This is a genomic window from Bradyrhizobium sp. 192 (assembly GCF_023100965.1).
Lineage (GTDB): Bacteria > Pseudomonadota > Alphaproteobacteria > Rhizobiales > Xanthobacteraceae > Bradyrhizobium > Bradyrhizobium symbiodeficiens.
In genome coordinates this window covers 7626347-7638963 of record NZ_CP064690.1, presented here as the reverse complement: position 1 = coordinate 7638963, position 12617 = coordinate 7626347, and the positions used below count along the sequence as shown (strand labels likewise).

13 protein-coding genes are annotated in these 12617 nt (G+C 64.8%); 7 read left to right on the top strand and 6 right to left on the bottom strand.

Annotated elements, in window-relative coordinates; translation table 11 throughout:
• Positions 1-5: 5 nt before the first annotated feature.
• Positions 6-957, top strand: a protein-coding gene (locus tag IVB24_RS35810; protein WP_247768038.1) for an IS630 family transposase whose coding sequence is annotated in 2 segments (ribosomal slippage) — positions 6-346 and positions 345-957 — 954 coding nt in all. Because the reading frame shifts where the segments join, the coding sequence is not laid out codon by codon here.
• Positions 958-969: 12 nt separating this feature from the next.
• On the opposite strand, the gene IVB24_RS35805 is transcribed toward IVB24_RS35810, so the two are convergent.
• Positions 970-1776, bottom strand: coding sequence for an N-formylglutamate amidohydrolase (locus tag IVB24_RS35805; RefSeq protein WP_247771380.1), 807 nt, complete (start codon positions 1774-1776; stop codon positions 970-972).
• 75 nt (positions 1777-1851) lie between these two features.
• Between IVB24_RS35805 and IVB24_RS35800 the strand changes: the two genes are divergently transcribed.
• Positions 1852-2250 carry a gamma-glutamylcyclotransferase family protein gene (locus IVB24_RS35800; RefSeq protein ID WP_247771379.1) on the top strand — a complete coding sequence of 133 codons (399 nt, stop codon included), beginning with the start codon at positions 1852-1854 and terminating at the stop codon, positions 2248-2250.
• Here the strand turns inward: IVB24_RS35800 and IVB24_RS35795 are convergent.
• Complete coding sequence (locus tag IVB24_RS35795; protein ID WP_094972961.1) at positions 2247-2810, bottom strand: chlorite dismutase family protein; 564 nt, start codon at positions 2808-2810, stop codon at positions 2247-2249. The two genes, IVB24_RS35800 and IVB24_RS35795, sit on opposite strands and share 4 nt — an antisense overlap.
• Positions 2811-2971: 161 nt before the next feature.
• Here IVB24_RS35795 and dnaG point away from each other — a divergent pair, with 161 nt between their 5' ends.
• Together dnaG and rpoD are read left to right on the top strand one after the other, a co-directional pair.
• Entirely contained in the window at positions 2972-4996 is a 2025-nt protein-coding gene (gene dnaG, locus IVB24_RS35790) for a DNA primase (protein ID WP_247771378.1), read from the top strand.
• A 375-nt stretch (positions 4997-5371) separates the two neighbouring features.
• Entirely contained in the window at positions 5372-7531 is a 2160-nt protein-coding gene (gene rpoD, locus IVB24_RS35785; RefSeq protein ID WP_140482954.1) for an RNA polymerase sigma factor RpoD, read from the top strand.
• 74 nt (positions 7532-7605) lie between these two features.
• Here rpoD and IVB24_RS35780 read toward each other — a convergent pair whose 3' ends face one another.
• The 3 genes from IVB24_RS35780 to IVB24_RS35770 all read right to left on the bottom strand — a co-directional run bounded on the left by IVB24_RS35780 (position 7606) and on the right by IVB24_RS35770 (position 9427).
• On the bottom strand, positions 7606-7842 hold the full coding sequence (locus IVB24_RS35780) for a hypothetical protein (RefSeq protein WP_094972958.1): 237 nt from the start codon (positions 7840-7842) through the stop codon (positions 7606-7608).
• A gap of 467 nt (positions 7843-8309) precedes the next feature.
• Complete coding sequence (locus IVB24_RS35775) at positions 8310-8654, bottom strand: hypothetical protein (protein WP_247771377.1); 345 nt, start codon at positions 8652-8654, stop codon at positions 8310-8312.
• A gap of 242 nt (positions 8655-8896) precedes the next feature.
• Positions 8897-9427, bottom strand: coding sequence for a hypothetical protein (locus tag IVB24_RS35770; protein WP_247771376.1), 531 nt, complete (start codon positions 9425-9427; stop codon positions 8897-8899).
• A gap of 231 nt (positions 9428-9658) precedes the next feature.
• Between IVB24_RS35770 and IVB24_RS35765 the strand changes: the two genes are divergently transcribed.
• Positions 9659-10465 carry a lytic murein transglycosylase gene (locus IVB24_RS35765; protein WP_247771375.1) on the top strand — a complete coding sequence of 269 codons (807 nt, stop codon included), beginning with the start codon at positions 9659-9661 and terminating at the stop codon, positions 10463-10465.
• A 127-nt stretch (positions 10466-10592) separates the two neighbouring features.
• On the opposite strand, the gene IVB24_RS35760 is transcribed toward IVB24_RS35765, so the two are convergent.
• Positions 10593-11423 (bottom strand): SDR family oxidoreductase, encoded by an 831-nt coding sequence (locus IVB24_RS35760; protein WP_247771374.1) that lies wholly within the window; start codon positions 11421-11423, stop codon positions 10593-10595.
• Positions 11424-11543: 120 nt separating this feature from the next.
• On the opposite strand from IVB24_RS35760, the gene IVB24_RS35755 reads away from it, so the two are divergent.
• The gene (locus IVB24_RS35755; protein ID WP_247771373.1) at positions 11544-11918 is read left to right on the top strand and encodes a response regulator; all 375 of its coding nucleotides are present in this window, start codon (positions 11544-11546) and stop codon (positions 11916-11918) included.
• Between the two features lie 73 nt (positions 11919-11991).
• A complete protein-coding gene (locus IVB24_RS35750; protein ID WP_166473977.1) occupies positions 11992-12603 on the top strand; it encodes a LysE family translocator in 612 nt (203 codons plus the stop codon).
• Positions 12604-12617: the final 14 nt, after the last annotated feature.

The window sequence follows — 12617 nt, the reverse complement described above, 5'->3', positions numbered from 1 at the left end:
CCCCCATGGCTAAACCGCTGTCGCCGGACCTTCGCATTCGTATTATTCGGGCTGTGGAAGATGAAGGCATGAGCCGTCGGGGCGCCGCTGTTCGGTTCGGCGTGGCGCCCTCGACAGCGATCGAACTGGTTGGCGAGTGGCGAAGGACCGGCGCCTGTGAGGCGGGAACGCAGGGCGGAGACCGGCGTTCAGCTCGGATCGAGGGTCACGCTGCGGAGATCCTCTCCCTGGTCAAGGTTACGCCTGACATGACGCTGGCCGAGATCGCTGACCATCTCTTCAAAGTCCACGGCGAGCGTTTCGTGCCGAGCGTGATCTGGCGATTCTTCGATCGTCGCAACATCACGTTCAAAAAAAACATCGCACGCCAGCGAGCAGGATCGGCCGGACGTGGCCGCTGAACGCGCAGCGTGGAAGGCGTCTCAGCCTGAGATCGGCATCCATCGGTTGGTGTTCATCGACGAGACGGGGGCTTCGACCAAAATGGCGCGGCGCTACGGCCGTTCGCCGTACGGCCAGCGCTGTGTCGCCGCGATCCCGCATGGTCATTGGAAGACGACGACCTTCGTCGGCGCGCTTAGAGCGACCGGTATGACCGCGCCGATGGTCCTCGACGGCCCCATGGATGGTCCGGCGTTCGAGGCTTACGTGACGCAAGTCCTGGTACCGACACTCAAGCCCGGCGACATCGTGGTGATGGACAATCTCGCAGCACACAAGCGGACCGAGATCGCCATCGCAATCGACGCGGCGGGCGCTCAGCTCCTCTATCTCCCGCCTTATTCGCCCGACCTCAATCCGATCGAAATGGCCTTCGCAAAGCTCAAAGCCGCCCTGCGAAAGGCCGCCGCCAGATCAATCCAGGCTTTGGACAATGCTATCGCCCTCACCACAGCCGCCTTCACCGCCCAAGAGTGCCTGAACTTCTTCGCCGCGGCAGGTTATGATCGCGCCTGATCAGAATCTGCTCTAGATGACCAGCCGTTCCGCCCGCAGCTCCACCTCGATCTCGGCAAAGATCCTCGCCAGCCGTTCGGCCCATTGCTGCTGGCTGAACTGGTCCGCGATCAGATCCTGCCGGATCTCGATGCCGGTGCTGACGAGGCCGCGCCCTTCGCCGTGCACGGGGATGGTGTAGTCGGTGAGGTCGTCCACCGCATAGGGCTCGTTGTCGCCGACGACGAGGTCGCCCTCTGCGCGCAGATGCTTGAGCAGCAGCTGCGGCAGCACGGTATCGCGATTGTAGAGCGCGCCGATGTGCCAGGGCCGCGCGACGCCGGCATAGACTGGCGTGAAACTGTGCAGCGAGACCAGCACCATCGGCCGCTCGTCATGCACGCGGCGGTCGATCGCGGCATCGATGCGATGGTGATAAGGCTCGAAAATCTCGCGCCGCCGTGCCGCGCGCTCGCCGTCCGAAATCCCTTCGTTGCGCGGGATCGCGGTGGCCTCGGAGATCACGGGAATCGAGCTTGCCGCGGCCGGCGGGCGGTTGCAGTCGATCACCAGCCGCGAATAGCGCTGTGCGATCAGATGCGCATCGAGCAGCTTTGCGAGTCGCTCGGCGACGCCAGCAATGCCGATGTCCCAGCCGATGTGCCTGACAAGCTCGCTTTCCGCGATGCCGAGATCGCCCAGCGCGTGCGGCAGCATCCGTCCGTAATGATCCGCGGTGAGCAGGAAGGGCGAAGTCCCCTCCGCATTCTCCTCATGCACGGGCGGAGTGTCGCCCTCGCCAAGCAGTTGATCGGCCGCCTCTGCCGTGTGCAGGTCCATTCTGATTGCCTATGAAACGATTACGTGTCTAAACGGAGTAACGATATTGCACCGACGTCGCAACGTTAGAACAGCATGACCTCCGATCACCTCTTCGTCTACGGCACCTTGATGCGCGGCTTCGACCATCCGATGGCGCGGCTGCTTGCGGGGCATGCGGATTTCCTGGGTGAAGCGACCTGCCGCGGCCGGCTGGTCCTGGTGAAGCATTATCCGGGTTTGCTGCTGTCGGAGGCAGCCTCCGACATCGTCCACGGCGAGCTGTTCCGGATGCGCGTGCCTGACGAGTTGCTGGGCGAACTCGACATGTACGAGGCCTGCGGCGAGGGTTTTCCGGAGCCGACCGAATATCTGCGCCGAGAGGTCGACGTGACGCTGCCTGATGGAGCCGCCGGGAAGGCCTGGACCTATGTCTACAACTGGCCCGTCACCGGTTTGCCGATCATCGAGTCCGGCCGGTTTCTCGATCACTAAGCCGACAGCACTTCCTTCACCACGCGCACGTCAACCTCGTGCTCGACGTAGCTCCATTCCTCGGTCCGCCTCAGCATCCCCACCAGCTCCTCGAACAGCGATGCGTGTGCGGGGGCGAATTCGAACCAGGTCAGGAAGTCGAAGGGCTCGCCGAGGTCGCGGCAGTGATAGAGCTGGCGCGCGATCGCGGGCAGGAAACGAAGACTGCTGGCGATGTGGTGCGACTTGTCCTCGAAGATCTTGCGGCGCTCTTCCTGGGTCAGGTCCCACCAGGCCTGCGATTTGCGGATCGGGATCAGTGCCGCGCTGGTTGCTTCCACTCGGCCGAGCCCGGCCTGCACGGCGGTGAGCTGCTGCTTCTCAGGCCGCTCGGTGTAGCGCAAGCTGCTGGGAGCGCCGACCAGCCGCCACGCATTGCGCGAGGGTACGAGCGGCAACGCGATGGCCTCGCTGTCGGTGACCGACAGCGCCGGCATGAAGGGCAGGGGCTCGCCGGTCACGGGTGCGATCGAGATCACACGCCAGCCCCCGCTGTGGCCGCCTCGGAAGGTCCTGAACATGGCGGTATGGAAGCGTGGAACCGGGGGCGATTCAAGCTTTCCGTCGAAACTTTCGGCTGTGAATAGCTGGGAGAAGCCACACATGCTTCGTATTTCCCAAGGCCGTCCCTATATGCCTATCCGGTTGGCCATAATGCCGACTCAGCCCAGAAATCAGTATCATGCGCTTCACGCCCCAATTCCTCGACGAGCTTCGGGCCCGGCTTTCGGTGTCCGAAGTCGTGGGCAAGCGCGTCAAGCTGAAGAAGGCGGGACGGGAGTGGAAGGGGCTGTCGCCGTTCCAGCAGGAGAAGACGCCGTCCTTCTACGTCAACGACCAGAAGGGTTTTTACCACGACTTCTCCTCCGGCAAGCACGGCGACATCATCTCCTTCGTGATGGAGACCGACGGCCTGCCGTTCGGCGAGGCGGTGGAGCGGCTCGCCAGCATGGCGGGCCTGGCGCTGCCGGCGGTGACGCCGGATGCGGCGCGGCAGGAGCAGCGCCGCCGTACGCTGCATGACGTCATGGATCTCGCCGCGACCTATTTCGCGGAAACGCTGGCCTCGCGCGTCGGCGCCAAGGCGCGCGGCTATCTCGCCGACCGTGCCGTTTCGCCGGCGACGCAATTGCAGTTCCGCCTCGGCTATGCCACGCCCGACCGCTTCGCGCTGAAGGAGCATCTCGGCAAGCTCGGCGTTTCCGTCGAGGACATGGTCGAGACCGGCCTGCTGGTGGCCGGCGACGACATTCCCGTGCCCTACGACCGCTTCCGCGATCGCGTGATGTTCCCGATCACCGACATGCGCGGCCGCGTCATCGCTTTCGGCGGGCGCGCGCTGGAGAAGGACGTTCCGGCCAAATACCTCAATTCCCCGGAGACGCCGCTCTTCCACAAGGGCGACAATCTCTACAACCACCAGACCGCGCGCAAAGCCACCCATGACGGCAGCGCGCTGATCGTGGTCGAGGGCTATGTCGACGTCATCGCCATGGTCACCGCGGGCTTTGCGGGCGCCGTCGCGCCGCTCGGCACCGCGCTGACCGAAAGCCAGCTGGCGCTGCTCTGGAAGATGGCGGACGAGCCGATCCTCTGCTTCGACGGCGACCGCGCCGGCCAGAAGGCGGCTTATCGTGCTGCGGACCTTGCCTTGCCCTTCCTCGCACCCGGCAAGAGCCTTCGTTTCGCGCTGCTGCCGGAGGGGCAGGACCCCGACGATCTCGTGCGCTCGGGCGGCCGCGGCGCCATCGAGGAAGTGATCGCGGCGGCGAAGCCGCTCGCCGAGATGATCTGGTCGCGCGAGCTCGAAGGCGGCAATTTCGCCACGCCCGAGCGCCGCGCCGCGCTGGAGGCGCGCATCAAGGAGCTCGCGAACGGGATCCGCGACGAGGTGGTGCGGCGCTATTACCGCGATGATTTCGTCGAGCGGCTGCAGCGCGCCTTTGCCCCCGAGGGCGGGCGTGGCGGCTTCGGCGGCCGGGGCAATTTCCGCCAGGGTGGCGGCGCCCGCCAATTCCAGCCCCGGGCTGCCGGCGGCGCGAATCGATTCGGTGGCCAAGGATACGGTGGAGGGTTCGGCGGCGGGCGCCGCGGCCCGCCGGGCCTCACCCCATTACCGTCAGGCCCCTATCAGGCGGCAAGCCCCCAGCTGGCGGCAAGCCCGATCATGCGCGGCCAGCGCAGCGCCATCTCCCGTCGCGAGGCGCTGATCCTGCAAATCCTGATCAACCACCCCTGGCTGCTGCACGACCACCTCGAGGAGGTCGCCGCCCTGGAGCTGGCCCATCCCGAGGCCCACAAGCTCAGGGCCGGCATCATCGCCGCCTTCGCCAACGACCACCACCATTCCCCGGACCCCGGCGAGCAGGCCGAAAAGATGCGCAGCGATCTCGCCAAGGGCGGATTTTCACAAGTTCTTCAAAGGGTTGAGAACGGGATTACGACGCAAGCCGTGTGGGGTGCCCGCGAGGGCGCCGCCCCCGACGATGTTCTCGCCACCTGGCACCAGCTGGTTGCCTTGCATCGGCAGTACCATTCACTACTTAGAGAACTGAAGGACGCCGAGCTGGCCTTGGGGGAGGATCCCAGCGAGGCCAATATGTCGTGGCTGCGTGACGTGAAGGCTCGGTTGGCCGAAGTCGACGGCACCGAGGCCCTGATCGAGGGTTTTGGCGAGCTGTCGGGCCGGTTCCAGAAGAGCGTGTGATAAAAGAATCATGCGGACGGCCGAGGCCGGAACCGCTAAAAGACTCGCCAAATCCAAGGTTTGGCGGCAAAAACAGGGTTAATCGAGGCTTAACGGTCTTGTAGCACTTTGGCCCCCAGGCGGCCGCAGGCAGAACAGACGCGTCAGGAATGAATCCGCGCAATCACTGTTGGCACTTCACCTGCATCCGCTGCGACAAAGAGGCTCACGAAGCGTTAGGCAAATCCGGCGAGAGAAGGGTCGGGGTGGCGAGAGATGTGCGCGCCGCCCTTTCCGTGTCGAGATCTGGCGAAGCGAGAGCGTCGAGCAACAGGTTCAAGTGATTTCACGCGGGCGCGGCAAGCGTCTCGCATGAAGCGCGTTTAGGAGCAATGGATGGCCACCAAGGCAAAGACGCTGCAGGCGAAGGACAAGGAAAAAGACGACAAGGCAGCGGACGCGCCGGAGAAGGACTCCCAGGACGCGCCGTCTCCTTTGCTCGATCTGTCCGACGCGGCAGTGAAGAAGATGATCAAGCAGGCCAAGAAGCGCGGCTTCGTGACCTTCGATCAGCTCAACGAAGTTTTGCCGTCCGACCAGACCTCGCCCGAGCAGATCGAGGACATCATGTCGATGCTCTCGGACATGGGCATCAACGTCACCGAAGCCGACGATAGCGAAGGCGAAGAGGACAAGGACGAGGGCGGCGAGGACGAGACCGACAACGAACTCGTCGAGGTCACGCAGAAGGCCGTCACCGAGGTCAAGAAGAGCGAGCCCGGCGAGCGCACCGACGACCCCGTGCGCATGTATCTGCGCGAGATGGGCACGGTCGAGCTGCTCTCCCGCGAAGGCGAAATCGCCATTGCGAAGCGCATCGAAGCCGGCCGCGAGGCGATGATCGCAGGTCTCTGCGAAAGCCCGCTGAGCTTCCAGGCCATCATCATCTGGCGCGACGAGCTCAACGAAGGCAAGATCTTCCTTCGCGACATCATCGATCTCGAAGCCACCTATGCCGGCCCCGACGCCAAGGCCGGCATGAACAATGCGATGATCGCGGGTCCCACCGGCGAGAACGGTGAAGCCCCGGCCGAGGGCGGCCAGGCCGCCGCGACCGGTGCGCCCGCGCATGTCGCCCCGCCCGCAGCGCCGCCGGCGCCGACCCCGTTCCGCGCCGGGCAACCCGCCCCCGGCGGCAGCCCGGCTGGCGAGGTCAAGGATCCGGCCGAGTCCGCCGCCGAAGCCGACATGGACGAGGACGACGAGTTCGAGAACCAGATGTCGCTTGCGGCGATCGAGGCCGAGCTCAAGCCGAAGGTGGTCGAGATCTTCGACAAGATCGCCGACAGCTACAAGAAGCTGCGCAAGCTGCAGGAGCAGGACATCCAGAACCAGCTCGAGAGCACCTCGCACGGGCCCTCGCTGTCGCCGCATCAGGAGCGGAAGTACCGCAAGCTCAAGGACGAGATCATCGTCGAGGTGAAGTCGCTGCGCCTCAACCAGGCGCGTATCGATTCACTGGTCGAGCAGCTCTACGACATCAACAAGCGCCTCGTTTCGTACGAGGGCCGGCTGATGCGTCTCGCCGACAGCCACGGCGTCGCGCGCGAGGATTTTCTGCGCAACTACACCGGCTCGGAGCTCGATCCGCGCTGGCTCAACCGTGTCTCGAAGCTTTCGGCCAAGGGCTGGAAGAATTTCGTCCATCACGAGAAGGACCGGATCAAGGACCTCCGCCACGAGGTGCATCAGCTCGCGGCGCTGACCGGTCTCGAGATCATCGAGTTCCGCAAGATCGTGCACTCCGTGCAGAAGGGCGAGCGCGAAGCACGCCAGGCCAAGAAGGAGATGGTGGAAGCCAACCTCCGTCTCGTGATCTCGATCGCCAAGAAATACACCAACCGCGGCCTGCAATTCCTCGACCTGATCCAGGAAGGCAACATCGGCCTGATGAAGGCGGTCGACAAGTTCGAGTACCGCCGCGGCTACAAGTTCTCGACCTACGCGACATGGTGGATTCGGCAGGCGATCACGCGCTCGATCGCCGACCAGGCCCGCACCATCCGCATCCCCGTGCACATGATCGAGACGATCAACAAGATCGTGCGCACGTCCCGCCAGATGCTCAACGAGATCGGCCGCGAGCCGACCCCGGAAGAGCTCGCCGAGAAGCTCGGCATGCCGCTCGAGAAGGTCCGCAAGGTCCTCAAGATCGCCAAGGAGCCGCTGTCGCTTGAGACGCCGGTCGGTGACGAAGAGGATTCACACCTCGGCGATTTCATCGAGGACAAGAACGCGATCTTGCCGATCGACGCCGCGATCCAGTCCAACCTGCGCGAGACCACCACGCGCGTCCTGGCCTCGCTCACCCCGCGCGAAGAACGCGTGCTCCGCATGCGCTTCGGCATCGGCATGAACACCGACCATACGCTGGAAGAAGTGGGCCAGCAGTTCTCGGTGACGAGAGAGCGTATTCGTCAGATCGAAGCGAAGGCGCTGAGGAAGCTGAAGCATCCGTCGAGGTCGCGGAAGCTGCGGAGCTTCTTGGATAACTGATCCAAGCATCCTTCAAAACGAAAACGGCGGGCTCAGGCCCGCCGTTTTTGTTTGCCGTGGGAGAAGCTGAAGGCCTACTTCTTCTTCACCCCGACGCGCTCGAGCCGCTTGATCTCGAGCGCCGGCTTGCCGCTCTTTTCGGCGATCTCGCGGTCCTGCTCCATGATGAAGGCGCGGGCGGGTTCGTCGCCGTCGAGGCCGCCGAGCAGTTCCGAGGGAACGCGGCGGTTGGAGCGCTGGGAATCGTCTTCATAGAAGACGTTGAAGAAGGCGAATTCGCCTTTGGGGTTGGTTCCGGGTTTCTTGGCCATGGGCGGCTTGTCGTCGATTGGCGGGCCGCAGTCAAATGACTTTGCGCGTCTCCGGGGTCGGCACGGAGCCGTGGCCGCGGATCCGCTGCATGAGAGACCCTCGCTTCAATAAACGGCGGGCCGAAGCCCGCCGTCTATTCTTGGTCTTCAGCGTCGCCCGGGGCTGGCGGGGCGACAACCTAAAGTAGAAGGCTATAGAAGGCGCCCTGCGATGGCAAGCAAATCATGGCGGCGTCGATGTCGCAGCGAGCGGATCAGATATGCGTTGGCCGCGACCTGCGGTTTCGATTCACATCGAAGCAATTGTTTAGACCGCCAAACCAATTTGTTCATCTCGCCGGCCCTCGCAATGCAGCGCGAATGACGCGCTGTGTCGAACGTTGCACCAGCCTGCACATCTTCCCGCCTGCGTGCAGATGATGCAGGCTGACATATGTAAACGGGCCTCACGCTTCTCGGCGCGCGCATCATTTTGGCCGCGTGCGCTGCGCCACCTCCTGCATGGCGAGCCGCGATCCGTGTCCGCCGCTCTTGCCGCCGTCCTCGTTGCGTCCCTGCGCCATGATCGCGCTGCCCATCGCGGCCGAGCCGAAGGTGATGAGAAAGGAGGCGAGCAGCAGTGCGAGCGCAATGCCGGGCGAGCTGTCGGCGAAGATCAGCTCGCGCAGATGTCCGGGGTTGAGCCAGAGCAGGCCGCCGACGAGCAGCGTCGCGGCGCAGGCACCGATCGCGAGGTTGATGGCGAGCAGACGAAACAGCGGGATGCGGAGGAGGGAGGGGCGAGAAGTTCGATTGGGCTGATGGTTGGGCATGGCTGGTCGCTTCATGCGGGCTTGATGCGGTGACGGATCGTTCGGCGGCGCGGCGCAAGCAACAATCATAGCGCAAACTCTCTCGTCCGTCATTCCGGGGCGCGCGCAGCGCGAGCCCGGAATCCATTCATCGACCGTCTCTGCCGCCGGATGGATTCTCAGGTGCGCAATTGCGCACCATAGCTCGCGACTTCGTCGCGCCCCGGAATGACGGACAGTGGTGATGGCGATACCGCCCCACCTCACGCCGCCGGCGCCACCCGGCCCGCGGCTTCGCGCGCCTGCGCCGCCTGCTGCCGCTCCATCATGGTCTGCCAGAGCGTTGCGATGCTCGCTTGCGTCTGCGGCGCGATCAGGCAGTGGCCTTCATTGTCGAAACCGCAGAACCGCCCCGATGGGTCCTTCTTCACCTCCGTCAGCGCCTGGTTGATCATCTCCAGGCAGGTGATGGCCTCGCCGACATCGTGCAGGCGGGTGTGATGCAGGATGTCCATCAGGCGGAAGGTCATCACCGCGGGCTGGCCGAAGCTGATGCCGGGACGGCCAAGCTCGAACAGCACGTTGACGGCCGGAAGCACGCCCCTGATGTGCTCCAGCACCCCGGCGACGTCCTCCACGCTGCAGGCGACGAGATGGGACGCCTGGGGCGGGATGGTCACGGCCGCGCGGGGCGCCGCAAGGCCGAGCGAACTGAACACCTCCTGCTCGATCCATTGTCGCACGGCTGCGGGGGCATTGCGGATCTGCTCGGCGGTCAAGGTAATTCCGGTCATGGACGCTTCTCCTGAGGCGGCTCCTGTTCGTCGCAGTCTAGGAAGCGGGCGGTGAGATGGATTGATGCGGATCAAGCCTTGTCCTTCCAAGCCTTGTCCTTCCAAGTCTTGTTCTTTCAAGTCTTGTTCTTTCAAGCCTTGCCCTTTCAGGCCTTGCACTTTGACGCTCGCTGCTTTCCCGGGCATGATCCGCGCGCTGCTTCGCAGAAGATTTTTAAGGGATTGCTCCACATGCTGAGACTGCTTCTCGCCGCCGCGTCCGTTCTTTGTCTGGCCGGCGGGTCGGCGCAGGCCGCGCGCTGCGGCGGCGATTTCAACGCTTTCGTCGCCAGCATGGCGCAGGAGGCACAGGCCGCCGGCGTCTCTGCAAGCGTGACCAACACCGCGCTCAGCGGTGTCACCCCAGACGGCGCGGTGCTCGCCTTCGACCGGCGCCAGCGCCACACCTTCAACAAGAGCTTCGAGCAGTATGTCTCGACCCGCGTCGGCCCCGGCCGCATCAATGGCGGCCGCGCCCTGCTGCAGCGCCACGCCGCGCTGCTCTCGCGCATCGAGCAGCAGTACGGCGTGCCCCGTTACATCCTGGTCGCGATCTGGGGGCTGGAGAGCGATTTCGGCAAGGGCGACATCGGCAAGATGCCGGTGGTCCGCACGCTGGCGACGCTCGCCCATGATTGCCGCCGCACCGATCTGTTCCAGGGCGAGCTGCTCGCTGCGCTGAAGATCGTGCAGCGCGGCGACCTGCCGCTGCGCGACCTGATCGGCGCCTTCGCCGGCGAGATCGGCCAGACCCAGTTCCTGCCGTCGTCCTACATCAAATACGGCGTCGATTTCGACGGCGACGGCCATGTCGACCTCCGCCACAGCGTCCCCGACGTGCTCGCCTCGACCGCGAATCTGCTCCACACCAACGGCTTCAAGATGGGCCAGCCCTACGGCGAAGGCACCGCCAATTTCGAAGCGATGCGCGAGTGGAACAGGGCGGTGGTGTATCGTAAGACCATCGGCTATTTCGCCGATCGGCTGGCGGGGCAGTGAGAGCGCTGATCTCGTAGGGTAGGCAAAGGCGCACTTGCGCCGTGCCCACGCTCTTGGAAAGTCGTGGGCACGCTACGCTTTGCCCACCCTACGACAGCGGGGCGCGAGGCAACGCCATCGGGTCACCTCACTTCCCCTTCGCCATCTTCTCCAGCTTCCGCTGCAGCGGCGCCCAATACGTTGCCGGGCGGAAGCGCTGCAACAGGTCCATGAAGCGGGCGTCGTTGCCGATCAGGATGCGGGGCTCGTTCTTCTCGATACCCCTGATGATGCGCAGCGCGGCATCCTTCGGCGTGGTCCTTGCCGCATTCTCGAACCGCTCGATCGATTGCGCGCGGCGGGAATTGTCGGTGACGCCGACCCCGGTGCGCGAGTTGCGCGCAATCGCGGTGGCGACGCCGCCGGGATGCACGACCGACAGCCTGACCGGACTGCCCGCCACCGCGAGCTCGTGCCGCACGCTCTCGGAGAAGCCGCGCACCGCGAATTTCGCCGCCGCATAGGCCGATTGGCCCGGCGGCGCGATGATGCCGAAGATCGAGGAGAGGTTGACGATATGCGCCTCGCTCCTCGTCTTCAGATGCGGCAGGAAGGCGCGCGTGCCGTGCACCACGCCCCAGAAATTGATGTCGAACAGCCAGTCCATCTGCGCCTGGTCGATCTCCTCGAACGAGCCCATCAGCGCCACGCCGGCATTGTTGACGACCATGCCGAGCGCGGGATGCGCGGAGGTCGCCTCATTCGCGAACTGGGCAATGTCGTCGGGCTCGCCGACGTCGACGCGGTGGACGCTGACCTTGCGCGTTGCCCCGATCTCGGCTGCCAGCGCCTTCAACCCCGCTTCGTCGCGATCGGCCAGCGCGAGATCGCAGCCGCGTTGCGCAAGCTCCAGCGCCAGTGCCCGGCCGATGCCGCTCGCAGCACCCGTAATGGCGGCAGCGCCGCGAATTGCAGTCATGTCGATCCCCGGTCAATCCCCGATAAGGGAACTATGCTTTGGATTTTTTCAGAATGGAACCGAACCCCAGGCGAATTCGCCCCTTAACATACGTTACACAAACAAGAATTGGAGACGCTGATGGGGCAGGCACAGCCATTTCGCGCAACTGCGCTGATCGTTGAAGACGATGTCATGCAGAGGGAGATGCTGAGCCTGCTGCTGGAAGAGAGTGGCTATCAGGTCATCCAGTGCGAAAGCGCCGAGGCCGCCGAGCGCGTGCTCGACAAGAGCGCCGGCGCGCTCTGCCTGATGATGACCGACGTCCAGCTCGCCGGGCGCATGACCGGCGTCGAACTCGCCCATGTCGCCAAGCACCGCAATCCCAGGCTCGACGTCGTCGTCACCTCCGGCCGTCCGCTGATGCAGCCCTTGCCCGACGGCGCGAAGTTCTGGGCCAAACCCTGGGCGCCGCTCGACGTGCTGCGCGAAGCGGAGCTCGCGCAGCTGGCGTGAGCGTTCTCGAGCCGTCATCCCGTTGCGCCCAAGCTGGCTTCCTCACCGCGAGGTGGGCTGATATGGTCCGCCCATGTCCTGGTCCTTCCTGCTCACCTCGCTCATCGTCGTCGCTTCTCCCGGCACCGGCGTGCTCTACACGCTCGCTGCGGCGCTGACGCGCGGCTCACGCGCCAGTCTCGCGGCCGCCTTCGGCTGCACGCTCGGGATCGTGCCGCACATGATGGCGGCCATGCTCGGGCTCGCCGCCGTGCTCCACACCAGCGCGCTCGCCTTTGCCGCGCTGAAATGGGGCGGGGTGCTTTATCTGCTCTACATGTCCTGGCAGGCGCTGCGCGAACAAGGTGCGCTGGCGGTCGAGGGCGACATCAGCGAGCGTTCGGTCGGCCGCGTCATCGCCACCGGCTTTCTCATCAACATCCTCAATCCGAAACTGTCGATCTTCTTCCTCGCCTTCCTGCCGCAGTTCATCGCCGCGGACGAATCCCATGTGCTGGCGCGCATGCTGGAATTGAGCGGCGCCTTCATGGCGATGACCCTTGCGGTGTTCGTCGTCTACGGCCTCTGCGCCGCCTCGGTGCGCGAGCACGTCATTTCCCGCCCGCGCGTCATGGCCTGGCTGCGCCGCAGCTTCGCCGCCGGTTTCGCCGCGCTCGGCGCCAAGCTGGCCTTCGCGGAGAGGTAGCTTCTTCAGGTCGC